This window comes from Leptospira andrefontaineae (assembly GCF_004770105.1).
GTDB lineage: Bacteria > Spirochaetota > Leptospiria > Leptospirales > Leptospiraceae > Leptospira_B > Leptospira_B andrefontaineae.
Map to the genome: position 1 here is coordinate 79877 of NZ_RQEY01000015.1, position 26200 is coordinate 106076.

Here is a 26200-nt window from a genome sequence, read left to right on the forward strand (position 1 = left end):
GACTTTCGGAGCTTAAATTGGAAACTATCAAATATCTTTTAGACTTCTTCTTGCATCTTGAAAATCATTTGGATGCATTGATCGTTGCTTATGGCACTTGGATCTATCTAATCCTATTCTTGATCATCTTTTGTGAAACCGGTCTTGTTGTAACTCCTATACTTCCGGGAGATAGCTTGCTCTTTGCTTTGGGTGCATTCGCAGCCAGAGGAAGTTTAGATCTTAGTACCTTGCTTGTACTTCTTATTATTGCTGCGATCTTAGGTGACACAGTCAATTACGCGATCGGTCATTTGGCAGGAGAACAGATCCTTGCAAAGGAGAAGGTCCCCTTCTTAAATAAAAAACACCTGGAAAAGGCTCATCGTTTCTACGAGATGTACGGTGGAAAGACCATTATCATTGCAAGATTCATCCCGATCGTCAGAACATTCGCTCCTTTCGTGGCTGGGATCGGAAGTATGACTTATACTAAATTCATTTTGTATAATATAGTCGGCGGAGTTGTTTGGATCGCTATTTTCCTATTCGGCGGTTATAAGTTCGGGAATCTGGAGTTTGTTCAAAGGAACTTTAAGATCGTAATTCTCGCGATCATCGTCATTTCAGTAATGCCTGCAGTGATAGAGTATATTAGAGAAATGAGAAAATCAAAAACTTCGGGAAAATAATCGGCTATTGGCTACAATCCTTGGTCCGATTTAAACTTTTGACCAAGGGTTTGTCCTTATAACGTTTAAAAGGAGGAGGTTCCATATCCCTTGCGATATCAGAATCTCCACCTTTTCCTCCCGGACTGATCCCCACCGGTCCGAAACTAGACGCGGGATAAAAACAAACCGGAAATTCCTTTGCTTCTTCTAATTTTTTAGCCTTTTCATTCGTTTTAAAAACAGAATCGCCAATTCGCAGGTAAAGATGATTGGAAGTTTCCGACCAACGGATCCCGTATTCGGGACCTTCTTCCCATTTTGTTAAAGGGAACTCGAAATAAGATCTATCATAAGAAGAAGATTGTCCGTTTACATCCGCTATGATCAGTATCGGTGATTCTACTCCAAGATCTGATTTCAATTTTCCTAATATAATTGCTGCCTTTCCTCCATCGGGAGAAGGTACGAATTGAAAGATTGTTTGGTCTTCTTTTTGGAAATTTTTAGGTTCGAAAGAATGAAATCCCTTCGGGGACCAAACCGCAGGAGATCGAATAGATCCACCATATTCGTCATTTGAACCTTGGATCCAAAATAAACGATTGGTTGCGGAATGAAAATAAACCGATCCAGGCAATGTCCAAGATCCTATTTCATAAGAATAAATTGGAGGATCTCCGGAATCACTTCCAGGTCCTGATATTTCATAAATTCTGAATTTAGTTCTGTAATTTTTCTTGTGAGTGGTTCCGCTCAAAGGATTCCATGCATCCTTCTCTTCATAGATAACTTCTGTCTGGACAATGTTTTTTCCTGTCTCCGACCAACCTCTTTCCAAGGCGAGGCTTGCGGGTCTCCATTGGATCTGTGAACATTGCAAAAGAAGTATAGGAACGAATATAAATAAACTTTTCATAAAGTACCGTCAGAGATGGATCTATTATTAGAAACCGCTAGGTTCCAGGTTTAGAAGTTTTACAGTATTAATGGGAAGAGGGGAAGTAATTTTATTTTGGAAAAACGATAGCGCGCCGGTTTTTCGACGCGCTACTTTGGATTGGATTATCTCCAGCCTTCGTTTTTCAATTCACTGTGGTTCAAGTATAATCCGGAAGATCCTACGGAAGGAGCTCTCGTGTGACCTTGGAACTGAGTATAGGTTACGTTCGAGTTGAACGGCCAAATACCTTCGCTCTGAGTCAACGAAGATTGGCAAACGCTAACTCCGCCCGACTTGTTATAAGCACAGGAAGAATGGTAAGCGACTGCGTAATCGTCCTCGCCCGGAAGAATCAGGGATGCACCAGCCATACCTTTATAACCTGGTACTTGGTATACAGTGATACCTGCAGTGTTGTTGTGGTTGTAAGCTCCACGAGCAGTTCCAACGATCAGGGATTTATCCATTGCGTTGCCAGCAAATCCGAATGAAATACCATTCAGAGCGGAAGCAAGCTCGGATCCACCAGAAGCAGAAGCTAAAGCAGTAACTTTAGTTAAGTTATAACCTTTGCTAGATGCAGTGGCTCCCAGGTTAGATAACCAATACTCAATCGCATAACAACCCGCGCTATGACATACGATCTTGCAGGAGTTAGTTCCCTTGCAATATGTATTCAAGCCCGTAGTGATATTGGTCTGAGCTCTTGCCGTTCCATAATTTCTTGGGTCAGAAGTTCCGTCATATCCAACGAAAATTTTGCTTCCGGACACAGAGTTCGGTGCGCTTCCCCAATAGTTATTCACGTCAGTAGTTCCCACTCCGTTATGGTTGCTGTCAGACTTTCCGTGAACAAAAACCGTATAGGTTTGCGCAGAAAGCGACCCAACAAATAACGATGCGAAAACACATCCCAATACCATACTTTTCCAATTTTTCATCTTCTCTATTCTCCGATCTTTTGGGAAAACCAAAACTTTAGCTTTTGATTTTCCCGGTCTACAAGTATGAGGTAAGTGGCTTTCTGAGTCAAGTGATTGGACTTTTTTTAACATAACGGGTCGAATGTTAAAAATCATAAAAATTAAAAACAACATTAAAGAATTTTAATGTATAACGTACGTTACAATAGCGTGCAGTGTTAGTTACAATTTATTTCCAAACAATTACTATGAGAATTTGTAAGTGAGAAATAAGAAGATTGGCAAACCAAACAATAGGACTTAAAAGAATTCGTTCTAATAAAACTAGTCCAAAAGGATTATCTAATTTCTCTTGTCCAGATTCTTAAAATAAAGGTTGAGAAAGGCCTCACATTTCATATACAGGTGAGCCTGTACTGGGCATTGAAAAATTAGAGATGAGTCAAAAAAAAATTTTTATCTACCTTGGCCTTGCGATTGCTGCTGCCTTGGTTTTCTATCTATTAAGGGATGAAGCAGAAGAGAACGGTTGGTTCTTATCGGAAGAAGAAAAAAAAGCGAAAGCAGAATGGATGGCGAAAGGAAGTCCACCAAGTGGGGGTTCTGCATCGGACAATTCTAACTTTTTAGAAAGTTTGGACGAATCCATTCCTCCCGAAAAAATTTTAAAAGATTATTTAGAATGGTCGGAGTATCCGCCTAACTCAAGACCTTTGACCAAGTATAACGAAGATCTTACAAATCCTTATTTTATCCAACTTTCTCCGATCCCGATGGTGGATAAGCCGGAGGATAAAAAACCAAACGGATATTCCTGCAAATTGCAACCTTTACAATGGGCGGCGATAGGTGTGAAGGAACCCCTTCATATCACCTTGGAATGTTTTAATACGAGCAATTTCGAAAAAGTTCCATTAAATATTCGTAATGTAAAACTTTGGAAAGAATTCGACGGAAACAAATTTGTGGCCCTTCCTCCCGATGGGAATGACAAAGGGATAGATGGGGATGCTCATGCTAAGGACAATGTTTTCACATTCGAATGGAGACCTACTTACAAGGACTGGGGAGACATGTTCATGGAAGTGGAGATTGAATACGGAAAGGAGAAGAAGCAGGGCAAAGTTCTAACTTCCTTCTTCTCTTCTCCTTACCAACCTGCGGAATGGAGCGGTTACTTTTTGGACGTTCCGAGAGACGGTTCTTTGAGTATGAAAACTGGAGTGAACGTATTCAAGGCGGGGACTTATCATTTAGAGGCAAACCTAGTGAATGCCGGAAATGGAGATCCTATTGCCTGGGCGAGCTTTGACGGGAAATTGAATGCAGGAAGGCAAGAAGTAGAATTTTTGTTCTTTGGTAAATTGATCCGAGAAAGCGGATATGAAGGCCCTTATGCTTTGACCCAATTGAGAGGTCATAGGGTCAATCTTGCAGTAGATCCTGATTGGTTCGGGCAGGGAGAAGAAGGAATGAGAAGGATCCTTGCTGCAAAAACCACAGAGCCTGACAAAGAGCTGGTCGGTCCTTACAAAGAAAACTATACTACTAAAGAATATAATCTGAATACTTTCTCCTTAAAAGCTTTCGAGTCTCCGGAGAAGGACCAGAAGGTGAAACAGTTACAGGACCTCGCGCGTTAGAAAATTACTCTTGTGTGTGCATGGGCGAACGTTCGCCTATGCGAGTTTCTTCTATTATAAAAAGGGATAATACCATGAGAAAATTAATTATGTGGAATGTGGTCACCCTAGATGGATATTTTGAGGGTGAAAAGAATTGGGACTTGAGCTTTCACGGACTTGTCTGGGGAAAAGAACTTGAAGAATTAAGCCTCACTCAATTGAAATCTGCCGATATGCTTGTATTTGGCGCTACAACATACAAAGGGATGGCAGATTATTGGACAAATGGGGAAGAAGGAGACGAAGGAGAAGTCGCCAAATTTATGAATGGGATCCAAAAGATCGCCTGTTCATCCACACTCAAAACTGCTAACTGGAATAACACGATCCTTGTTAAAGATGCTGTTGCTGAAATCCCTAAATTGAAACAACAGGGCAATGGAGATATGTTTGTATTCGGTAGCGGCAATCTTTCTGAATCTTTATTAAAAGCAGGGCTGTTCGATGAGATTCGCTTATGTATTGCACCTGTATTCTTGGGTAATGGAAGACTTCTATTCCACCAAGGAATCCCTCATCAAAAGCTCAAACTCCTGGAAGCTCGTTCCCTTAGTACTGGGGGCACCCTCCTTAGATACGCCCCGGATTGATTCTGGGGAACAAACCATTAAATCCCAAAATAAGAGATCTTATAGTCCTTAAGAGTCACTTATAGCTAAATCTCTATTGAGAAATTGCGAAAAAGCTTGACATTATTTCCTTATATAACTATATACTTATATAAGGAAATTGCTATGCAAAATCTCGATTCTACCTTTGCTGCACTCGCTGATTCGACACGCCGCGCGATACTCGTGCGCCTTGCGAAAGGCGATTTGACGGTAATGGAGCTTGCCAAGCCCTTTAATATGAGCCAGCCGGCTATTTCGCGGCATCTCAAAGTTTTGGAGGATGCAGGCCTTATCTCAACCACGGTCCGAGCTCAGGCACGTCCGCGCCGACTTGAAACTGCACCGCTTAAAAAAGCCACAGAATGGATTGAGAAGTACCGCCAGATGTGGGAGAAGCGCTATCAATCGCTTGATGGGCTACTCGAAGAATTGCAGACCATGCAAACAATAGGAGATGAATAGAAATGAAAGCAGATCTAAAAGAATTCAAGGTAGAGCTTCGAGGTGAAAGAGAGGTTGTTGCTACACGTTATTTTGCTGCGCCTCGCCAATTAGTATTCGATTGTTTCACTAAACCCGAGCTTATGATTCGATGGCTGACAGGCCCGGAAGGTTGGACTCTTGAGAAGATAGAGAACGATCTTAGGGTAGGCGGCAATTATCTGTATGTATTTGCAGATCAAAAAGGAACCAAAATGGGTGTTTATGGAAAATTTCTGGAAGTTATCGTTCCTGAGAAATTTGCAAATAACGAAAATTATGCGACAGATATGTCCACGTTTGATCCAGAAGGTCCGACAAATCCGGATGCTACCGTAGAGTCTCGCACTTTTACAACGGAAGGCGATCGAACTCTTATGACTCACGTGGTCAAATTCGCTTCCGCAGAAGTACGCGAGATGGAGATCGGTGCAGTCGAGGCTTGGAAGGAGATCTGTTACGTGCTCGATAAATTATTGGAAGAGCTCGTTTGATAAATCCAAACTTTAGGCGCTCTTCACGTTGCATGGGCGAATATACGCCCATGCCGAGCCGGAGCTGGAGCTGGAGATTTAATTAATTATGATCTTCTACCGTTATAAACAAAACGGTTTTCTAAACAGATCCTCGTAATATTTTTTCCATGGCCTTTCCTTTGGCCAATTCATCTACCAACTTATCTAGATAACGAATCTTCTGCATAAGTTTATCTTCTATATCTTCTACACGAATGCCGCAGACTACTCCTTTGATCAATGAAACATTATCATTGAGGTGAGGTGCCTGATCGAAAAATTCTTTGAAATTCACTTCGTTCTTAAGTTGTTTTTGAAAACTTTTAGAATCGTATCCGGTCAGCCAAAAAATGATCTTATCTACTTCTGCTTTTGTTCGTCCTTTTCTTTCTGCCTTTTGGATATATAGAGGATAAACTTTTGCGAAAGACATAGCGAAAACTTTTGAATTTTCCATTTAATCAATTACCTTATGTATTTCTCTGCACCTGTTTTATTATAAAACTTTATTTAAGCTCTTCTGCGAGTGCAATGATGAATCCTTCTGGAGTTCGCAAATAACATAGAAGATAACTATCTTCGTACTGTTCCAATTTGCCTACGAGTGTAACTCCATGTTTTTCGAGTCGGGAGATAGTGTCTTTGATATCCGTGACTGCAAACATAACTCGAAGATATCCTAAAGTGTTTGAGGGAGCATTCTTAGGTTCTCGGCTGATGGATTGCGGTTTGATAAATTTAGACAATTCTAATCTACTATGACCGTCCGGCGTTTTCATCATTGCCATATCGACTTGCATTCCTTCAAGCCCTACCACATGGTCCGCCCAGGATCCTTCGACTCTCATTTGTCCTTCGAGCTCTAAACCGATTTCGGTGAATAGAGCGATCGTAGCCTCAAGATCTTCGACAACAATGGCAACATTGTCCATTCGTTTCACTGCCATTCTCTTTGATCCTCCGTTCGGCTAGTATAGGCTCTATATTTGCTTGGATGGTCGATCCATTTATTGATTTAATCGTTGGTAATTTTTTAGGTATTTTACTTGACATGCAGGTATTTACCTGCATATTATTTTTTTACAAAGCAACGAATGGACGCTGATAATGTTTTCAAGGCGCTGGGAGATCCGACACGCAGAAAGCTGTTGGATCTTCTTTATGAGAAGAATGGCCAAACTTTAGGTCAACTTTGCGAGCACCTGGATATGACTCGGCAATCTGCCACTCAACATATCGGGATTCTTGAGGCTGCCAATCTGATAAGCACTGTTTGGCGAGGAAGGGAGAAATTACATTTTATCAACCCCGTACCTTTGCATGAAGTCTATGAGCGTTGGGTGAGAAAATTCGAACACCAAAGGCTTAGCCTATTGCATGACCTGAAGAAGGAGCTTGAAGGAGAGAATAATGAGTAAAGAGAAGACTAGTTTTGTTTATGTGACTTACATACGCTCGACACCGGAGAAAGTGTTCGAAGCAATTATGAAGCCGGAGATTACTCGCCTATATTGGGGTCATGAAAATATTTCTGACTGGAAACCAGGGGCAAGTTGGGAACATGTGCGTGTTACTGATCGAACAGTGAATATCGTGGGTAAAGTAGTAGAAGTTGTTCCACCAACAAGGTTGGTCATCTCTTGGGCGAGTCCTGCTCAAGCAGCTGTTCCTGAAAGTTATAGTCGAGTGACCTTTAATGTAGAAGCTTATGATGATATGGTGAAGCTAACGGTTACTCATGATGAACTCGAAGCAGGTAGTGGAATGGCGAAAGGAATCCAACAAGGTTGGCCGATCGTTCTTTCTAGTCTGAAGTCTTTGCTCGAAACAGGAAAGGGAATTGATGTTTTCGCTAAGCCTAAGTCTGCTTCGAGTGGAAGTCTCTGATGAATCAGCCTTATACCGGCGGATGTGCTTGCGGCAAAATCCGATATACGACCAATCATGCTCCCATCTTTCAAAACCATTGTCAGTGCCGAGATTGCCAACTTAGAAGTGGCACTGGACATGGATCTTACCTAACATTTCCTGCGCGAGCTGAGATGACAATCACAGGTGAGGCAACTCATTGGGAAGTTGCGGGTGATAGTGGCAACATGAAGATCCATTCCTTCTGCCCAACATGCGGAACACCGGTTTATCTACGTTTTGCGGCGATGCCTGAGTTGATTGCAGTTCATGCAGGAAGTTTAGATGAACCAGGACGTTTTGCACCTCATGTGCTTACTTATAAAATTCGCGGATTAGCTTGGGATGCAATCGATCCTGCATTGAAAACATTTGAGAAGATGCCTACTGGTTAATATTAGAAAAAGGTTTCGAGCGGATATGCGCATATTCGCCTATGACTCGGAATGGTGCACGGGTGCATGTTCGCCCATCCACTTACTTACTAATATTCTTTAAATAGTCCAAAGCATAGTTCTCTGCCTCGGATAAGTTTTTAATCTCAGGATTATAAAGCGCTAATCTTAATTCTTGGTACAGCTTAACTGAACTCAGTATGCTGTCTTTAATCGATTTAAAATCATAACTTGGAACTGTAGATTTTAGTTTTTCAAGATCGTTTGGAGCGATAATGAATTCTAATTTCCGAACTCCACGAGGAAGAGATTTATTTTTAAGATGAAGTAATGGGCCCAAAACTGTATTTCTAATGAATGATAAAAAATCAATCGTCTCGAAATACTCTCCTCTTCCTAGTTTAGTTCCGGCATAATGGATCCAAACCCAAAATCGATCTTCTATCCATTGGAAATCTGGATTTGGCCATTCTGCTTTTGTTGATTCGAGGATTGATGGGATCTGCTTATTATTCTGATTTGTAAAGATGGGATTTTCGATCCTGTTCTTTAAGTCGGAAAGTTGAATAAACTTAAAGTCAACATGGAGGAATGGATTCTTATACAAACAAATTAAGAGTCTTCTTTCTCCAACATGTTCACCAGTAAATGCTGATAGCAAAGGTCCGAAATTCTTCGCGAAATCGACCATTTCTTTTTTCTGATATTGAATCCCATCTTTTAAAACTATGACAAAATCGATGTCGGAGTATTCATCAAGTTCTTTTGAAATGTATGAGCCTGCTATTGCTACACCTTCGATTGTTTCATTATTCGAGGCAAATTCATTTACTTGATTGATAAAGAGGTTTATCTTTTTCATACTCTATTCATTTTACTTTGAGTCGGATTGGCGAACATGCGCATATCCAACTCCAACCCGAGTAATAAAATGTTTAACTCAAAAAAGGGGAGTGTCCTCCCCTTATCATCAATGGGTTTGTAACCAGTTAACTAGATCCCCTAAAACTTTTGCTTTGTCCTGAGGAAGTTCATTCATAGTCTCATGATACAATCCATCATAAATTTTCATGGACTTGTCGGAAGAAGGGATCACTTTAAATGCTTCTTCCGTTCCGACAGAAAGTGCGATTGAATCTTCTTTTCCATGGAATAGATAAACTGGGAAATTGATCCTTGCTGCTTTCTCTAATGCTTTTTCTTTGGAATTCAAAAGGAAATCTCCTAGATAAGCTCCGACTGAACCGTGAACTAAAGGATCTTTTTTATAAGCTTCCACGACTGATTTATCCCTGGATAGAGCATTTACATCTAATCCAGTTGGAACAGTAAGGGTGGGGAATGCTCCTGCGAGTAAACTTCCTGCACCTTTTTTGATATTCATGACTAAGTCTGTTTTTACTGCGATAGGTAATCCACTAAGAACAAGTCTGTCTAAACTTGCTTGGTGAGAAGGTTCTCCGGCGTAAAACAAAGAGATCAATGCTCCCATGGAGTGTCCCATCAAAGTGACTTGTTTCACTCCTTCTTTCTGTTTTGCAATGCTGATCAGTCTATCTAGGTCGGCTAAAAATTGGTTAAAATGAGTGACTACTCCTCTGCTTCCTCCAGATTTTCCATGACCGCGGGCATCTATTAGATAAACATTATATCCTTTTCCGGAAAGTGCTTCGAGTAGATTGTCGTATCTTTTTCCGTGTTCTCCGATCCCATGATGAACCACTAATGTTCTAGGATTGTTTGTGTCTTTTGCGCGATAGGCTCTATAATAGATGGATACGTCACCGGCTCCTACAAAGGTTCCGTCTTCCAGATGGTAGTTTTGTTCCCAATTCATTCGGTAAATATCCGATCTGTCTGAAAAATGGGGAAGGAAATTTCTATCCAATTCGCTTCTTTCTTCCTACTATTTCGAACGAACGTAATGCTTGTGACCTATGTTACGATCCTTATTCCGGAAAGAGTCCAGGTAGGAATTCCTCGGATTTTTTCTTTTTCAGAAGATAGCGGGAAGGGACCGCGAATAAATCCGTTCTCAGTTCTCTTCTTTTTGTGAGCCCGAATCTTTTGATGCAGATCGAAAATCTTTTTTGGAGAAGTTCCGCATAATTTCCTTCCCCTCTCATTCTTTCTCCCCAGTTAGCTTTATATAATTTCCCTCCTCTTGCTTCTGAAATAACTTTTAGGACTTTTTCTTTTTTGAGAGGAAAATGTCTGGTAAGCCAATCTTCGAATAAAGGAGCTACCTCCAATGGAAGTCTTACAAATACCATTCCGGCAGCTTCTGCACCCGATAGAGATGCCTGCTCTAATAGATGTTCCATTTCGAAATCGTTTATAAATGGAATTACCGGTGCAAATAATACCCCTGTTGGAATTCCAACATCAGTAAGTTTTCGAAGAGTTTCCATTCTTCTTACCGGAGCCGGCGCCCTGGGCTCTAATTTGGACCAAAGTTCTTTGTCCAAAGTGGTGATAGAAAGAAACACTTTCAAAATTCCTAATTTTCCCATTTCGGAAAGAATGTCCGTATCTCTTTGTATTAAAGAAGACTTAGTAATGATTGCTGTAGGTTGTTTGAATTCCAACAAGACCTCTAGCAATGATCTTGTATTTTTATAGACTCTTTCTCCCGGCTGGTATGGATCTGTGGCTGTGCCTATCGTGATTGGCGCGAGTGCCTGCTTCTTCTTTCTTAATTCTTCCGCTAAAAGTTTGGCCGGTTCCTTCTTCACAAATATTTTTGTTTCAAAGTCCAAGCCGGGAGAAAGATCCACATAAGAATGGTTTGGTCTTGCGAAACAATAAATACACCCGTGCTCGCACCCTCTATACGGATTGATACTTGCATCGAATGGAATATCTGGTGATTTATTTCGGGTGAGAACTGATTTGGAATCTTCCCAAAAGAATTGGGTAGAAGGAGAGGGCTCCTCTCCTAAATCATATCGATCTTCTAACCAAACTTCTCTGGAAGTTTTATCAAATCTACTGGGAGGAAGTTCTTCCGTGCCTCTTTTTTTAGAATTCATAAGATTGAATTCTAAAATATACTAAACAAAAAACAAGCAAAAATATGTTTATATTTTATTGTAGGTCCTACAAAGTGATCTTGTTTAGTTAACTTCTAATTTAGCTCCTTCTCCCCAAGATTTGTAAGAAGGTAAATTAGAGATTGTTTGTACATACTCGCTTGCTTTCGACCCAAGTTTTACTCCGTAGGTTATAAATCTGGAAACTACCGGAGCGTAGAATGCATCGGCTATGGAGAAGTTTTGGCCGAATAAAAACGGTCCACCGTAGGAGCTCAAACATTCTTCCCAAAGGGATTGGATCCTATCAATGTCCTTCTTTGCATCTTCCGGAATGGAGAAATCGGACTTTCTGCCATGAAAATTCATGCTTAGATTGGATCTTAGGCCTGTGAATCCTGAATGCATTTCTGCGGTTACAGATCTTGCCTTGGCTCTCGCGATTTGATCCTTGGGCCAAAGTCCTTTCTCCGCATATTTTTCTGCCAGATATTCTGCGATACTAAGGCTGTCCCAAACTCTGAGGTCTCCGTCATTTAGAACAGGGACTTTTTTAGAAGGTGAATACTTATCGATTATGGCTGCATATTCAGGTGTGAATAATTTTAAGGAAATCTCTTCGAAAGGAATTCCAAATTGAGTGAGAAGGATCCATGGCCGGAAAGACCAGGAGGAGATGTTTTTATTTCCTATTACAAGTTTCAGATCGCTCATAACTAAAAGATCTCCCAAGGCGGGATGATTCTGCAAGAAAGTAATCCTTTCGAGTTAGAAACTTTGGAGAGGTGTTTTTGTAGGGATTGATACAGACGCCTTCAACTAGTTTGCCTTTCTTTTGCAACAATTGGCGTCGGGAATTTCCATGATCAAGTGTACATAATCCTGTGATGGTTCGGCCTCTTCATTTAACAGCGAAGCTTCTTCTTAGTATTCTAGGAATGGTTTGTAGGATTTTTTTAAAAATCCATGTCTTAAGTTATTAATAAGGAAGAAATCTTTTCGAAAATAATCGAACGGTTTCTTAGTAGCAAAACGAATCGGATGGATCTAAGCTTGGAAAACGTTAAAGAAATTATTCAAACACAAGAAAGTATGCCCGATATTTTGTTAATTTGTGATTCGAGTGGAAGGATCCTTCATATTAACGAGAATGGAAGGAAGATGCTTAGTATCGCTTCTATTGAATCTGCGAAGAGTATGAGTATTACCGATCTTCTTTCAGAGACGGATCAAAAATATTTCGAAACAGTTATATTACCTAATGTAAGCAAATCTGGAGAGTTTGAAGGAAGAGGACTTCATCTAATGAAGAAAGATGGAAGTTTCCTCCAGACAAAACAACATGCTTATCTAATGCCTGAGAAATCTTATCTATTCGTGTTCACGGAAGATAAAGAATCAGAAGCGGGAAAGAAGGAAGCTTTATATAAGGCATTCCAACAGTCCCAGAACGGAATGTTCTTAACCGATAAGGAAGGAGTGATCCTTGCAGTGAACAAACAGTTCGAAAAAATTTCCGGCTTAAAAGAGAATGAACTCATAGGAAAAACCCCTAAAGCATTCCAATCCGGAGCGGGAGCTTCCAAAACTTTTTATGATGAGTTTTGGGAATCTGTTCTGCAAGGTTCCGTTTCGATCTCTAACTTGAATACTAAGAACGGTTTCGTAAAAGATTGGAAACAAAATGTTCTTCCTATTAAAGATCGTAATGGAGAAGTTTCCAGCTTCCTAAGTACTATACTTGCGAATCCTGAACTTTCAGAATCTGGAGACGCAAAGAACAACTCGGATTTTGCAAAATCTCCATCCGATACTTTCAGAAAATATGAAGGTATGGATAGGGAAGCTCTGGTTGGAATTTTAAGAGATAAAACTAAACTTACCAAAAAAGAAACAGAGATCTGTGCGGGAATCGCTTCCGGTAAGGATAAGAGTCGGATCAGCGAAGACTTAGGCATCCATCCTGGGACTATGAAAAACCATCTCAAATCGATTTATAGAAAGACCATCGATCTAGAAAAAGAGATCCCAGGTCCTGAAAGAGATAAACTGCAAAGACTTACCATTTACCTCTTCCGTTTACTCGGGGAATAAGCCGCAGAGATTTAAGAGACACAAAGTTTTTTCACACAGAAGCACAGAGCCACTGAGGTTTTATTTTCAATCTGATTTAGTTCCCCAAACTTCTTTCACGTAATCTTCTCTACCGGAACCCTTTCTGTATTGTTTATAATGCGCAGGGTTCTTTTTATAATAATCCTGATGATATTCTTCCGCGGGATAAAATTCTGACGCAGGCAATATTTCTACCGCGATAGGAGAGTTGAATTTTTTAGAAGCTCCTATTTTATCCTTAAACTCTTGGGCTAGTTTCCTTTGTTCTTCATTCTTATAATAGATAGCAGCTCTGTATTGGTTGCCTCTGTCTGCAAATTGTCCTCCTGAATCAGTCGGATCTATTTGCCTCCAATACGTATTCAAAAGTTTTGTATAATCGATTTTTTTAGGATCGTAAGTGATCAATACTGATTCTCTATGTCCTGTTCTCCCATAACCTACGTCTTCGTATGTTGGATTTTTTTCTTTTCCACCTGTGTACCCTGAGATTACGGATATTACACCTGGTAGTTTTTCGAAAGGCCCTTCCATACACCAGAAACATCCACCTGCAAAAATGGCCGTTTCTGTTTTTGGGTTTTCTTTGGAGTAAAGTATATTCGAAAAACCAAATATTATGAATATTATAAGTATGGATTCTAATCTTATAAGTTTGAACAAATTCGCTCTCATTAGGTTCCTCATGGTTTCATTTTTTTATGAATTTTTAATCTAACTATTCTTACCGATCACTTGTTCGTATTTTGATTTTTTTCAAAAAATCCTGGTAAGCACAAGCTAGATCAATTTCATTAGCTATGGATACTTTCGACTGACGTCGGAAAAAGTTACGGACTTATCAACCGTTTCCAATTCTGGGTTTTTTATTCTTTATGTAGAATAGCCGACCCGTGCGAGTATCAATGAATTTAAAAACAAAACAATTTCTTTCCAATCTTCCTTACGATCTTTCCTCGAGCATCGCAGTCTTTTTAGTGGCTATTCCTCTTTGTTTGGGGATTGCTCATGCGTCTGGTGCGCCTTTATTTTCCGGGATTATCTCCGGTTTTATAGGCGGGATAGTAGTAGGAACCTTCAGTAAATCCGCCTTAAGTGTTTCAGGGCCCACCGCAAGTTTGACTGCGATTGTTCTTTCAGGTATCAAAGACCTGGGGAATTTCGAAGCATTTCTTCTCGCACTTCTAATTGCGGGAATGATCCAAACTTTGCTTGGGATCTTGAGAACTGGTGCATTATCCGCTTATCTTCCTTCTGCGACAGTAGTCGGAATGTCCGTCGCGATCGGTTTACTTTTAGTTATCAAACAATTACCTCACTTGATCGGTTACGACGTAGAGGAATTCGGGGTAGAAGAATTCGATATCACCAAAGAAGATGTGAACGAATCCTATCATGATCCGCATGAAGCGAAAGAGACCAACTCTCTCATGCTGCTTGTTCATGCCTTTCGGAATTTACAAAGTAATGTTTTAGTAATTGGTATTATTTCCCTTCTATCCTTCTGGGTTTGGGATAGATACTTTGCTAAAAAATTCAAATATGTTCCGGCGTCTTTAGTGGCGATCATCCTAGGAACGGGAACGAATTTACTTTTAGGTCATCTTCTACCTGGAGGCGCTTTATCTCAGGATCACTTAGTTACTCTTCCTATTTTTAAAAATCCTTCTGAACTATTTGCTCATTTGGATTTTCCAAACTTCTCCTATTGGGATCAGGCCTCTGTGTGGACCTTGGCATTGACGATCGCCTTTGCTTCTTCTTTAGAATCCTTACTCTCTGTAGAAGTGGTGGATAAACTGGACGAAGAGAATCGTAAAACTCCAATGTCCCAGGAATTGATCGCGCAAGGTATAGGAAACATGGCCTGTGGACTCGCAGGTGGGATCCCGATCACAAGTGTGGTCGTAAGAGGAACAGTAAACGCTTCTTCCGGTGCGAAGACCAAATTTTCTGCCATCTTTCATGGGGCATGGATAGGGATCAGTGTATTACTTTTTCCCAAATTTATGAATACCATTCCTTTAGCATCTCTTGCTGCGATTTTGATTTTTACAGGCCTTAAACTCGCAAAACCTGCGATGTTCAAGTTGATGTTTCAAAAGGGATATTCCCAGTTTCTTCCGTTCTTGGTCACTGTGGTCGTTACATTCTTCACTAATGTACTGATCGGAACATTCTGCGGTATCTTGGTAGCCTTGGTTTTTGTTCTATATGAAGATCATAGGACTGCGATCTATAGAGAAGAGCGTCATGGTAAGTTTAGAAGGATCGTTTTAGGGGAAAACCTAGGCTTCTTTCATAAGGCAAAGATCAAGGCGATCTTAGAAAGCCAGCCTTCCGGGATCACCTTGGAGATAGACGGAACTAGAACTCTTCATATGGATCAGGATATTAAAGAACTAATCCACGAATTTAGAAATAATGCCCACCGTAAGGGGATTACGGTGATCCTAGGAGGGATACCGAATATGGAAAATGATATCGAATCCTTGAAAAAAGAAATGAGCGAGTCTTATCAAAAATTATTAAGAAACAACCAAGAATGGGTGGAAGAGAGGACTGCAGAAGATCCTGAATTTTTCTCTCGCCATGCTGAAGGCCAAGCACCACAGACATTGTTCATCGGGTGCAGCGACTCCAGGGTTCCCGTAAATGTGATCACTAAGACAAATCCTGGGGAAATTTTCGTAACCAGAAATATTGCAAATGTGGTTTCTGTGGATGATATGTCCCTGTTTAGTGTGGTTCAATATGCGATAGATGCATTGAACGTAAAACATATCATTGTTTGCGGCCATATCGGTTGTGGGGGAGTCAGGGCCGCTCTGCAAGGAAAGGCCGCAGGCCTCATAGACAATTGGATCACTCATATTAAGGATGTGTATTTAAAACATAGAGAAGAATTAGATGCTCTTCCTGAAGATAAAAGAGAAGAAAGACTGATCCATCTGAACGTTGCGGAGCAGGTAGTGAACTTATATAAGACCGGGATGATACAGAATGCTTTGGAGAAATATGGATTTCCTGAGATACATGGTTGGGTTTACGATATCCGAAACGGACAGATCAGCGAGGTGGATTATAAGGACATTCTTTCCAAGGAGCTCGGAGGATTGTACGGTTATCCTAAATAGCGGCCGGTTGGTACAGTAGTTCTTGGACTCTTAGGTATTTGTCCATTCCGTTGATCTCCCAACGGACTACCTCACCCACTCTAGCGCCTAATACTGCAGAACCATGGGCGGAGAATAAGGAAAGTTTGCCATTAGCAGGGGCATTTTCAGTATATTCGTCCGGATAAACTAAGGTAAATTGGAATGCTTCTGCGTTGCCCAGGTCTTTGAGCACAAATTTGGAATTCATAGTGATCAGGTCTTGGGGAACTTGGTTCTGGTCTATCTTTTTAGCCTTAGATAGCGTCTTACGTATGATCTCTAAGATACTTGGCTGGACTACTGCGGCTTGGGCTGAAACCTCAAGGGTGGAAAGAATCCTTTGATGATCATTCTTAGAAAGAAATCTTTTACCACTCATAACGCAGTACCTCCTCTATAAAACAAATCCGAAACTTACATATCCGCATAATGTACTCAAGCGTTTTTCCTTTTCTTGAATTTTACGAAAATTGCATTCGTTTATGCGACATAGAATTTATTCTTTATTATAAATTATACTAAACGAAAGATAAGTTTCGTTCGAAATAAGAAGAAGACATGTTCCTGACTTTGTTCCAGCCGACTAGAAATAAATCCTTCGCATTAGTTAAATACCTGTTTCGTTTGGTCCGCAAAGACATTCGACCGATACTCATACTTCCCAAAGGAAGTTTGGGTCTAGAGGACGGACTTAGTTTTGGAAGAATGATCTCCAGAATTTCCAATCATCACTCATCCGCGGTATTAGGTTTCGCAGAAAATTTTTCGCAAGCAGTTCACTTCTGCAAAGAGATCCGATCCGGTACTCTTGGTCATGCTGGGAGAGAACTTCCCATCTTTGTGGATGTTACTAGACTCACTCTCGGCTCCAAGTCCGAAGATCTAGAAGAGACCATCCTAAGTTTGGGGGAAAATTGGAGCAGGATTTTTCCTCTGACTTGTTTTCTAGAAATAGGAAGGGATAGTTCCAGACTGGAAGAGGCGAGTGGCCGTACTTCTCTATTCAAAATTTCTTCTTTAGTTATGGAAAGAAAGGGAAAGGACTGGAGGTCTCTCAAGAGTGAGAAGAAAGATGAGGATCCGTACGGGGACTGGACCTACGAACTGATCTCCGATCTTCTTCCTGACAGAGGCGTTTGAAATTTTTTTCCAATTATGAATAAGACCGGTCGGGATGGGTCTTTCTTTTTTAGGGGCCGAGCTAGGGGGTATTTCATATTTTTAATTGAAGTTTTTTCGATCTCGGTCTTGACTGATAAAAATTTTGCCCCTAATGGGGAAGAGCAGGTTGATCTTGCATGATCGAAAGACGCACGAACAAGTTCGGGGAAAACGGAATCTTCGCCTCTCAACCAATCGCTAAGGGAACTTTATTGTTCAGCTATAGCGAGTGGATCGAAGATGAGGAATTCGGATGGAAAGTACTCTCCGTCTCGGAAGCCGATGAACTTCCGGAAGAGGAGAAGGAAATCTTCATGAAATACGGCTATGATGTAGACTTCGGCCTAGTCACTGGACCTTCCGGATCTGAATTTGTTATCAATCACTCCAACTTTATGAACCATTCCTGCGATCCGAACATGTGGTACGATCAAACGGATAATATTATAGCCAAAAGGGATATAGAAGTTGGGGAAGAGCTGAATATAGACTACGGTAACTTCGTAGTGAACTTCGACCAGACCTTTGAATGTGCTTGCGGGTCTTCCAACTGCCGCAAATTCATCCGTAAGGACGACTGGAAACTCTTACTACCTCAGTACAATCTAAACTTTCCTACGTTCATGCATAAGGAAATTAAGAAGATCTTAGTAAAAGTCCCTGCGTAAGGGACTTTCTTGTTTTTAGATCCGGGATCATTTCCTGATCCTGGATTGCCTTCTCCATAGGATGCGGGCAAAACTTTCTCCTTCCTGTCCGGAATCCTTCCATAGTTCCGGGTCGCTTGTCTTACGAGCATTCTCTATCGTATAAAAGGCACCTGGCGCAGTATTCTTCAATATCCCAAGCACTATAGGTATATCCTTTCTTCTTAATAAGGATAGAATGACTTTAACCGGCCCTCTGGCTCCCTGAGCTTCCAGTGTAGTGGTACGATAACCGGCTTGGCTTAGGTTTTGGACGATCTCTTCCCCTTTTTCTGGAACGATGATACGGATGAGTGAATGTCCTAAGGCGAGTTTTTCTTCTACTACCATACCTAAGAAAGTGCCCGTCGCAAATCCACCTGCATATGCTATATAACAGAGTACATTACTTAGGTTTCTCATGATCTGAGTGATTACGATTAACCAGAGAAGTACTTCTACAAAGCCGAGCATTGCAGCCAGGATCTTTCTTTCTCTGGAGATTAGGATAATACGGACTGTGCCTATGCTTACGTCCGTCATTCTGGCTAAATAAATTCCGAGGGGTAAAAGGATATAATCGAAGGCCCAGTTAGGCATTCGATTATTCTGGAGGATACTGGGCGCTTGGCCAGCAATTTACGGTTTGCAGTAAACTTCTACCGTTTTGGTAGTATAGAAGGGACCGATCAGTGTATGAATGACCAGGTCCACAAAGCCGGTCTTGATGATCACTTCCGGATGATTCCTGTCGCAGTTTGCTTCCATAGGAGCACCGGTAGGATAGATCCCGAAAACTGTACTTCCTTGTTTTACTTTTTTATCCGGGCCTGGAGTTTCCTTTGCCAATGCATAAGGAGTTTCCCCACCTTTATAAACCACAGTGGTCGTATGGCATCCCACAGAAAGTCCAAGGGCTAAAACTAGGATCAGAATTTTGATTACTTGTAACATTCTATCTCCACTGTTTGAGGGGAATAGATCGCAAGCGTTAACTGTTCCCAGAGTCCATTCCAAAAACTTGTGTATTGATGAACCGATTTAGGTCCTTCTGAGCAGTACTTAGAAGTGTCTAAGACCAGGTTTCCAGGATAAAGTCCGAAGAAGTAGTAGGTATGTTGGACCTTATGAACTTCTCCACCCTGTTCCGCCTGCGCGGATCTTATATCCAAGGCACGTTTACATTCTCTGGAAGTAGGATAGATCCTACATGCTTCCGGAAGACTTTGAGGATAACGGACCATTGCATGTCTGCAAGATTCCCCAAATCCTATACTTAATAGCATGATAAAGAGTAAGGGTAGAATTTTATCTGCGCGCAACTTCTTCCTCCCAAATTACCGAAGCATAACCTGGGCCATGCACTGCGGCGAATATTCTGTAAGAAAGGACTTCCGATGGATCGGAAGAAAGATGGTTTAATACCAAAGAATAATCTCCTGTTTCAGGATTGTTGATTTCAAGTTTGCAGGGAGAAAGTTGGTTAATCTTTTCTCCACATTTGATCTTAGAATCGAATAGGATCCCTTTTCTGGATAAGGAAACTCCCAGGTCCGGTTTATCCGTTAAGACTTCGATGATTAAAGTGACTCTATCTGCCTGTTTGATCCTAAATCTATATTCCCAAGAACCTTCTAGAATGGTTCCGTCTACTTGGGCTTGGAAAGCAGAGGCTTCCGCTTTGGTAACTCTTTCAAAACGTAACGGTTCGTATCTCTGATCTTCTCTACAATTATAGAGAAGGACTAGAGAGAATAGGCTGAATACTAAACAGAGGCTTATATTCTTTTTCATAAGTTCTGTTGTCTGTATACTCTCACCGGAGTATTGTTTTTTCCAACACTCACATAGAGATAATATACCCCGCCTGTATTGACGGATACAGCAGAGAAGATCTGCTGCACATTGGTAGAGTCTGTGAGTCCGCCACTTGCAACTTGAGTCCATACATTCGAAGCAGATCCAGGGTTGGCTGTATTCGTGCGATAGATACGGATACCATTCGGGTTATCGAATCCTACATAGAGATATGTTCCGTTCTTAGCAACCATGGTGATGGTCTTGTTGGTAGTATCTCCGAAGTTGGTAATACCGTTTCCATCATCTCCCACTACGCTCCAGTCTCCTGCATCACATTCAGTGTTGCCTCCCGTTGCGGTAGGATCACATTTCCATAATTGAGCTCTACGGTTCGTGTCTGTTCCATCCGTACATCCGGATACTGTTCCAGCAGCAGTGCGGATCCCGCTTGCCTGAGTTCCTTGGATACAGATGGTCCGAGTCACATACAGTTTATCATTGTATTCAGCAAACTGAGCGAATGCTCTATCTCCTGGGATCAAGTCGTAGAATTTTGCAAGTTCCAGTGAGAACCAGTTATTCGTAGTACTGTTATGCCATTTAGTATTGGTTCTCGGTCCTACTTCCGTCCAGTCCGCGCAAGTATTCTTACTAGCACAGGCAGTTGTAGGGCTGGAAGAATTGGAACGAATGATTGATCCGTTATGCCCGACTGCATGCAGACCACCATTCGCAGCATAGATCCTATTCTTGAATACGATCGAAGAATCCACTCCGATATAATATCCCCAGTTCGGGCTGTTGTTGATGCTGCCATTTCCTCCAGCGGAAGGTCCACCGAAGTAAGGCATATAGTCGATACGTATCCTTCTACCATTGCTACCATCGTAAGCGTCGCAGTTGGAACCCGCAGTACAGTTTCCTGTTCCGCCTGAATCGGCACTATTGAATGTGATATAGCCGAAGTCAGGAGCATTCAATCCTCCGCCGGTTCCGGTTCCATCATTACTTGGTTTTGCAAATCCAGGGAAGACTCTATCATTTAGAACGGAGATAGAGGAAGTTCCTGCAGTTACAGTTCCAGTAATGGAACCCATATCGATGTATTTATAGTTCAGGTTCGTTGAAGTATCATTCGAATAGTAGATATAGTCGAAATTGTAATTCGATCCGCTTGGAACGGTTTTTGCGGCAGCAATAAAGATGAATGGATTGCTGCTCAAAGAACCGGTGGTGAAAAGTCCCCTTCCACTTTCATTATCCGGACCACAACCATTCGCAAGAGTCGCATCGTTTTGAGTACAACCGGAATGTCCTAATGTTACGTAAGGTGGAACTGCGATGCTGTTCTCTCGAGTGGTCGCAGAGTTAGAGCTAACATTAGAAGTGTCGGAGTTCTGTCCGTTCGTATCTTTTACAAAGGAGAACTGAACCGATTCAGGGTTGGATCCATCATAAGCGAAACGTAATGCTCCGTTACCTGCATTGTTTGGACCTGTATAGATCTTGCTGTTAAAGTCTGCCAGATAACCGAATGTAGAACCGTTCGGATCAACTGAAATCGGTCCATCTTCAAAGTTTACAGGAGAAGTTCCACAACCCAAGAAGGATGCTCTATCCCTTGGAGAAGATTGGATATTCTCAGAATCTCCCGAGTCACGGATGGATCCCCAAGAAGTATTATCGAATCCGTCACCGTTTACGTTATTCGCCGCCATGATGGTGTATTGAGCGCCGGTTTGTAATAAACTGTGAGTAACACAAACTTTTGCGGAATCTGCAGTCGCACCACCGCAGACCACACCATCTAGAATCTTAGCAGAACTGATGGTTCCTAAGCTTGTGGTCCCAAAGAATGAGTAGCGGTTTGCACATTCGGAAGTGCTGCTACATTCTGCGGAATTGCTCACGTTATTTCCAGACTTGATAGGTTTGGAGAAGTTGATGATCACAGTGCTAGTGCTTGCGCAAGAAGCTGAGCTTACTTTTAACTGCTCTTGTCCTACGAAGTCTCCATAGTTCGCACAACCTAAATTGTTCGGGCTTGCGGAAAGATCTTGGACCCCGCTCTTATTCACGATCACGGTATAGTTGGTTCCCGAAGTTTGAGAAGAAGCTAAGGTAAGAGTATAGATCGCACCACTTCCGCTTACTGAAGAAACAGAAATATTAGAAGTAGAGGAGAAGTTACTATTATCCGAACAAGATCCACTTACTGCAGAGGTTAAAGCCAATTTATAATTAGCGGCAGTGGTTGCCTGAGTTGTATTTACGGACTCGGAGAATGTTACCCTTATTGTAGTAGGGCTCAAGGAAACCACGTTAGATACAATCGGGGCTGTGGTATCCAAGAAGACTACAGTTAATTGGGTGTTTCCACTCACTGAACCGCTAGTTGCAGAAATAGTAATAGTTCCTGCCGCAACACCTGTCGCTCTACCTTCCGTTCCGGAAGCATTGCTGATTGTGGCCTTGCTTGTATCGGAAGAAGCCCAGGTAACTGAAGTAGTCAGGTTTTGAGTAGAGGAATCTGAATACGTTCCAGTCGCAGTGAAGTCCTTAGTTTGAGTCGTATACACATTACTATTCGTAGGAGATACGGCGATAGAAACCAATACCGCAGCGGTTACTGTAAAGTTGGTAGAAGAAGATACTGAACCTAAGGTTGCAGAGATAGTGCTTGTTCCAACCGCAACCGCAGTTGCTGTACCTTCTGTTCCGGAAGCATTGCTGATCGTAGAAGAAGAAGTATTGGAAGAAGCCCAGGTCACTTGGGTTGTAATATCCAATGTAGTAGCATCCGAGTATACACCGTTTGCAGTGAATGGAGTCGTATATCCTTTCGCCAAACTTGAGTTAGTTGGAGTGATGGAGATACTATCCAGGACCGCAGCTGTTACGGTAACCGCAGTATCCGTACTAGTTACAGAGTTATAACTTGCAGAAATTTGAGTGCTTCCCTCTTGGAGAGCAGTTAATCTACCGTTCGTTCCGGAAGTATTGCTAACAGTTGCCTTGGTTTGATCGAAAGAACTCCAAGTCACTTGAGTAGTCAGATCCGAAGTAGAACTATCGGTATAATGTCCAGTAGCAGTGAAGTTTTGCGTGCGCCCTTTCGCAATACTTAGAGTAGGAGCAGGAGCAATCGTAATACTTGTAAGAGCTGCAGCAGTTACAGTCAATACACTCGCAGGAGAAGTCACTGATCCTAAAGTTGCAGTGATATTCGTGGTCCCCGTTGCAAGAGTAGTAGCAAGCCCCTTACTTCCCCCAGCATTACTGATGGTAGCCTTGCTAGTGCTGGAAGAAGCCCAGGTAACTGAAGTAGTCAGATCTTGAGTGCTTGCATCAGTGTATGTTCCAGTCGCAGTAAAGTTCTGAGTAAGACCCTTTGCAACACTTGGATTTGTAGGATCTACTTGGATAGAAACCAAAGTGGCGGCTGTCACGGTAATATTTGCAGTTCCACTAATACTTCCAATGGTTGCCGAAATAGTAGATGTTCCTAAAGAACCATTATTAGGAGAAGTTAAAGTCTTTTTAGGCGCAGCAGTCAAAACACCCAATTGAACGATCGAAGTTTGGGAACTTCCCCAAACCACTTGGTCAGTAATATCAGTGCTGGTTCCGTCCGAATAAGTTCCTTCCGCCACTGCAAGTGTAGAAGTTCCCTTCGCGATAGACGAATCCATGATATGGACTTCGATTGAATCCAATACTGCAGAAGTTACTGTAAATGTGATGGAGTTAGACACAGAACCTAAAGTTGCAGTGATTGTTGCAGTTCCAACGGATACAGCTGTTGCCTTTCCTTTGGTTCCGTTTACGTTACTTACGCCGACGGTGGAGTTACTGGAACTTGACCAAGTAACTGAAGTTGTAAGATCCTGAGTGGAATTATCAGAATAAGTTCCTGTAGCACTTAAGTTCTCAGATCTTCCTTTTGCAACACTCGGATTAGAAGGAGTAATCGTGATCGATTGTAAAACCGCCGCGGTTACGGTCAGAGTGGTAGAAGGAGAAGTGATTGTTCCTAAAGTTGCAGTGATGTTTGTAGTTCCGACTGCAGCGGCTGTTGCTTTACCTTCTGTTCCTGCAGCATTGCTAATGGTAGCCTTGCTTGTATCGGAAGAAGCCCAGGTAACGGATGTAGTCAGATCTTGAGTGCTTGCATCCGTATAAGTTCCAGTCGCGGTGAAATCTTTGGTTAAACCTTTTGCAACACTTGGATTCGTAGGAGTTACTGCGATAGAAACTAATTTCGCCGCAGTAACAGTAATATCCACTGTGCCGCTGATACTTCCGGAAGTAGCAGTGATTGTAGAAGTTCCAAGTGATCCGTTATTAGGAGAATTCACCTGCTTTTTAGGAGTAGCAGTTAAAGTTCCCAATTGAAGGATAGAAGTCGAAGAACTATTCCAAGAAACTGAACCGGTGATATTTTGAGAAGTTCCGTCAGAGTAAACTCCTGTCGCTAAGATAGCCGTGCTTGTTCCTTTTGCGATAGAAGAATCATCCGCAGTTAATTGGATGGACTCTAAAACAGCTGCAGTTACGGAGAAGGATATAGTTTCTTCTATCCCTCCTATTTCTGCTGTGATATCTACGGTTCCTACCGCTATTCCCGAAGCTCTACCTTCAAATCCGGCACCGTTATCCACAGTTGCGATAGAATTATCTTCACTGGACCATGTTACTTGGTCGGTAATCGTTTCATTATGACCATCTGAGAAAATACCCGTAGCAACAAGATTTAAGGTTCTACCTTTCGGGGTACTAAAACTAGAAGTAGGAGAAGTGATAGAAATACTTTCTAATACGGCAGCAGTAACCGTAACGTCAGTGTTACCTCCGATAGAATTCAGAGTAGCAGTGATTGTGGAAGTTCCCATATCCTCTGTGGATAAAAATCCTCTGGATCCTGCTGTATTGCTGATCGTAGCCACTGCAGTGTCAGAAGAATTCCAAGTTACAGAATTCGTAATATCTTGGTTTGAATTATCCGAATAAGTTCCAGTGGCAGTATACTGTTGAGTTTTTCCCAATGCCAAAGATTTATTTGTAGGAGTAACCGCGATGGAAACCAAAGCTGCAGAGCTAACAGTTAAAGTTAAATTGCTAGCATTGAACGAATTATAAGAAGCTTGGATCGAAGTAGTTCCGGCATTTACCGCAGTCACAAGTCCTGCAGAATCAATTGTAGCTACACTAGAACTTCCAATACTCCATGTGGTATTTGGATCATTAGTCAGATCTTGGTTAGAACCATCTGCAAAGTTACCAGTTAAAGTACATTGCCTTGTGATCCCTTTAGGCAAACTATCCGTTTGGTTTATACAGGAAATGGAAATTGTGCTTAAAGGAGCTGATGTTACGGAAAGAGAAATGAGTGCAGTTTTGTTTTCATAAGTGATACTGATATCCGCAGACCCAACTCCTGTTCCTGTCGCCTGTCCACCTGCTGCTAGAGAAATAATATTGGAATCGCTGGTGCTCCATACAGCATCCGCAGTAATATCTTTATGAGTTCCATTGGAATACGCAGCAGTCGCCACCAAAGACATGCTTGTAGTTTTTGCGAAACTTGAATTCGGAGAAGAGATCTCTACTCTACTTAATGTAGGAGTTCCTCCACCAGGAAGGAAGAATAATCCTCCTCCGCCTTTTTTTCCTGCCGCGAGTCCAACTGCTCCCGTTAGTAAAGGCCAGGCAACACATCCTTGAAAAAGAAGGAAGGAACACGCCAGTGCAGCGTAGAATTTTTTGGTGGGGTTGATTCCGGAGCTCATATATATCTCTTTCGGTTCGACAGTCGCTGTTAATCTACTATCGACCTAATTCTATCGGACGATACATATCTAACGACTATTTCAAGAAAAAATAAATATTATGGATTAGTTTTGTAAGTAAATACTTACTTCGTCCCGAAGATCGGGCGACGGAGTTCGGCCATATGCAGAACCTGTTTTAATTTATAAAAACGTCACTTGAGTAATGAAATTTTTATCAGGAGCCAGATACTGCTATTTGCTTCTACGAATGTTTACTCTTAAAAATGAAAAAAACCAACAATCCTAAAAAGATAGAACTCGAAAATAAGATTGTAATCGAATGATTACAATACGGATTTCGTAATTC

General features: G+C 41.6%; 27 protein-coding genes. 12 read left to right on the top strand and 15 right to left on the bottom strand.

Translation table 11 applies throughout. From position 1 onward, the window contains the following. Window positions 1–17 precede the first annotated feature (17 nt). Window positions 18–671, top strand: a complete 654-nt coding sequence (locus EHO65_RS09355; protein WP_135773838.1) for a DedA family protein — start codon at window positions 18–20, stop codon at window positions 669–671. 4 nt (window positions 672–675) lie between these two features. On the opposite strand, the gene EHO65_RS09360 is transcribed toward EHO65_RS09355, so the two are convergent. Both EHO65_RS09360 and EHO65_RS09365 read right to left on the bottom strand, forming a co-directional pair. Continuing rightward, window positions 676–1569 (bottom strand): hypothetical protein, encoded by an 894-nt coding sequence (locus tag EHO65_RS09360; protein ID WP_135773839.1) that lies wholly within the window; start codon window positions 1567–1569, stop codon window positions 676–678. Between the two features lie 146 nt (window positions 1570–1715). Then, a complete protein-coding gene (locus tag EHO65_RS09365; protein WP_135773840.1) occupies window positions 1716–2534 on the bottom strand; it encodes a hypothetical protein in 819 nt (272 codons plus the stop codon). 419 nt (window positions 2535–2953) lie between these two features. On the opposite strand from EHO65_RS09365, the gene EHO65_RS09370 reads away from it, so the two are divergent. From EHO65_RS09370 to EHO65_RS09385, 4 genes are all read left to right on the top strand, one after another. Beyond that, the gene (locus tag EHO65_RS09370; protein WP_135773841.1) at window positions 2954–4159 is read left to right on the top strand and encodes a DUF4785 family immunoglobulin-like domain-containing protein; all 1206 of its coding nucleotides are present in this window, start codon (window positions 2954–2956) and stop codon (window positions 4157–4159) included. Window positions 4160–4233: 74 nt separating this feature from the next. Then, window positions 4234–4791: a dihydrofolate reductase family protein gene (locus EHO65_RS09375; protein WP_135773842.1), complete on the top strand. Its 558-nt coding sequence runs from the start codon at window positions 4234–4236 to the stop codon at window positions 4789–4791. Window positions 4792–4935: 144 nt separating this feature from the next. After that, complete coding sequence (locus tag EHO65_RS09380) at window positions 4936–5274, top strand: ArsR/SmtB family transcription factor (RefSeq protein ID WP_135773843.1); 339 nt, start codon at window positions 4936–4938, stop codon at window positions 5272–5274. A 2-nt stretch (window positions 5275–5276) separates the two neighbouring features. Further along, window positions 5277–5786, top strand: a complete 510-nt coding sequence (locus EHO65_RS09385) for an SRPBCC domain-containing protein (protein ID WP_135773844.1) — start codon at window positions 5277–5279, stop codon at window positions 5784–5786. Window positions 5787–5907: 121 nt separating this feature from the next. Here EHO65_RS09385 and EHO65_RS09390 read toward each other — a convergent pair whose 3' ends face one another. Both EHO65_RS09390 and EHO65_RS09395 read right to left on the bottom strand, forming a co-directional pair. Then, window positions 5908–6264, bottom strand: a complete 357-nt coding sequence (locus EHO65_RS09390) for a DUF2200 domain-containing protein (protein WP_135773845.1) — start codon at window positions 6262–6264, stop codon at window positions 5908–5910. Between the two features lie 49 nt (window positions 6265–6313). Then, the gene (locus EHO65_RS09395; protein WP_135773846.1) at window positions 6314–6754 is read right to left on the bottom strand and encodes a VOC family protein; all 441 of its coding nucleotides are present in this window, start codon (window positions 6752–6754) and stop codon (window positions 6314–6316) included. A gap of 147 nt (window positions 6755–6901) precedes the next feature. Between EHO65_RS09395 and EHO65_RS09400 the strand changes: the two genes are divergently transcribed. From EHO65_RS09400 to EHO65_RS09410, 3 genes are read left to right on the top strand one after another with little or no spacing between them, the layout of a single operon-like run. Then, entirely contained in the window at window positions 6902–7225 is a 324-nt protein-coding gene (locus EHO65_RS09400; protein ID WP_135615065.1) for an ArsR/SmtB family transcription factor, read from the top strand. Further along, window positions 7218–7694 carry an SRPBCC family protein gene (locus EHO65_RS09405; protein ID WP_135773847.1) on the top strand — a complete coding sequence of 159 codons (477 nt, stop codon included), beginning with the start codon at window positions 7218–7220 and terminating at the stop codon, window positions 7692–7694. The genes EHO65_RS09400 and EHO65_RS09405 overlap by 8 nt, the downstream gene beginning before the upstream one ends. Next, a complete protein-coding gene (locus tag EHO65_RS09410; RefSeq protein ID WP_135773848.1) occupies window positions 7694–8110 on the top strand; it encodes a GFA family protein in 417 nt (138 codons plus the stop codon). Before EHO65_RS09405 ends, EHO65_RS09410 begins: the two co-directional genes overlap by 1 nt. A gap of 82 nt (window positions 8111–8192) precedes the next feature. Here the strand turns inward: EHO65_RS09410 and EHO65_RS09415 are convergent, their stop codons facing one another. The 4 genes from EHO65_RS09415 to EHO65_RS09430 form a co-directional block, all read right to left on the bottom strand. Further along, entirely contained in the window at window positions 8193–8972 is a 780-nt protein-coding gene (locus tag EHO65_RS09415; protein ID WP_135773849.1) for an aminoglycoside 6-adenylyltransferase, read from the bottom strand. A gap of 108 nt (window positions 8973–9080) precedes the next feature. Beyond that, window positions 9081–9947 (bottom strand): alpha/beta hydrolase, encoded by an 867-nt coding sequence (locus EHO65_RS09420; RefSeq protein ID WP_135773850.1) that lies wholly within the window; start codon window positions 9945–9947, stop codon window positions 9081–9083. Window positions 9948–10059: 112 nt separating this feature from the next. After that, window positions 10060–11142, bottom strand: a complete 1083-nt coding sequence (locus EHO65_RS09425) for a PA0069 family radical SAM protein (protein WP_135773851.1) — start codon at window positions 11140–11142, stop codon at window positions 10060–10062. Between the two features lie 84 nt (window positions 11143–11226). After that, window positions 11227–11856: a glutathione S-transferase family protein gene (locus tag EHO65_RS09430; RefSeq protein ID WP_208744046.1), complete on the bottom strand. Its 630-nt coding sequence runs from the start codon at window positions 11854–11856 to the stop codon at window positions 11227–11229. 339 nt (window positions 11857–12195) lie between these two features. Here EHO65_RS09430 and EHO65_RS09435 point away from each other — a divergent pair, with 339 nt between their 5' ends. Next, window positions 12196–13236 (top strand): PAS domain-containing protein, encoded by a 1041-nt coding sequence (locus tag EHO65_RS09435; protein ID WP_244243492.1) that lies wholly within the window; start codon window positions 12196–12198, stop codon window positions 13234–13236. A gap of 66 nt (window positions 13237–13302) precedes the next feature. On the opposite strand, the gene msrA is transcribed toward EHO65_RS09435, so the two are convergent. Then, window positions 13303–13932, bottom strand: coding sequence for a peptide-methionine (S)-S-oxide reductase MsrA (gene msrA, locus EHO65_RS09440; RefSeq protein ID WP_135773854.1), 630 nt, complete (start codon window positions 13930–13932; stop codon window positions 13303–13305). Window positions 13933–14162: 230 nt separating this feature from the next. Between msrA and EHO65_RS09445 the strand changes: the two genes are divergently transcribed. Beyond that, the gene (locus EHO65_RS09445; protein WP_135773855.1) at window positions 14163–16394 is read left to right on the top strand and encodes a SulP family inorganic anion transporter; all 2232 of its coding nucleotides are present in this window, start codon (window positions 14163–14165) and stop codon (window positions 16392–16394) included. Here the strand turns inward: EHO65_RS09445 and EHO65_RS09450 are convergent. Beyond that, a complete protein-coding gene (locus EHO65_RS09450; RefSeq protein ID WP_135773856.1) occupies window positions 16387–16794 on the bottom strand; it encodes a GreA/GreB family elongation factor in 408 nt (135 codons plus the stop codon). The genes EHO65_RS09445 and EHO65_RS09450 overlap by 8 nt on opposite strands. 179 nt (window positions 16795–16973) lie before the next feature. On the opposite strand from EHO65_RS09450, the gene EHO65_RS09455 reads away from it, so the two are divergent. Further along, window positions 16974–17555 carry a hypothetical protein gene (locus tag EHO65_RS09455; protein ID WP_135773857.1) on the top strand — a complete coding sequence of 194 codons (582 nt, stop codon included), beginning with the start codon at window positions 16974–16976 and terminating at the stop codon, window positions 17553–17555. A 158-nt stretch (window positions 17556–17713) separates the two neighbouring features. Then, entirely contained in the window at window positions 17714–18244 is a 531-nt protein-coding gene (locus tag EHO65_RS09460; RefSeq protein WP_135773858.1) for an SET domain-containing protein, read from the top strand. Between the two features lie 27 nt (window positions 18245–18271). On the opposite strand, the gene EHO65_RS09465 is transcribed toward EHO65_RS09460, so the two are convergent. Genes EHO65_RS09465 through EHO65_RS09485 form a run of 5 tightly spaced genes read right to left on the bottom strand, consistent with a single transcriptional unit; the run spans window position 18272 to window position 25851 of the window. Further along, complete coding sequence (locus tag EHO65_RS09465; RefSeq protein WP_135773859.1) at window positions 18272–18862, bottom strand: DUF2179 domain-containing protein; 591 nt, start codon at window positions 18860–18862, stop codon at window positions 18272–18274. A gap of 39 nt (window positions 18863–18901) precedes the next feature. Continuing rightward, a complete protein-coding gene (locus tag EHO65_RS09470; protein ID WP_135773860.1) occupies window positions 18902–19216 on the bottom strand; it encodes an LIC_10461 domain-containing protein in 315 nt (104 codons plus the stop codon). Continuing rightward, complete coding sequence (locus EHO65_RS09475; protein WP_425269337.1) at window positions 19204–19548, bottom strand: Bor/Iss family lipoprotein; 345 nt, start codon at window positions 19546–19548, stop codon at window positions 19204–19206. Before EHO65_RS09475 ends, EHO65_RS09470 begins: the two co-directional genes overlap by 13 nt. A 22-nt stretch (window positions 19549–19570) precedes the next feature. Further along, entirely contained in the window at window positions 19571–20056 is a 486-nt protein-coding gene (locus EHO65_RS09480) for an LIC_10463 family lipoprotein (RefSeq protein ID WP_135773862.1), read from the bottom strand. Further along, a complete protein-coding gene (locus EHO65_RS09485; protein WP_135773863.1) occupies window positions 20053–25851 on the bottom strand; it encodes a beta strand repeat-containing protein in 5799 nt (1932 codons plus the stop codon). Before EHO65_RS09485 ends, EHO65_RS09480 begins: the two co-directional genes overlap by 4 nt. Between the last annotated feature and the right edge of the window lie 349 nt (window positions 25852–26200).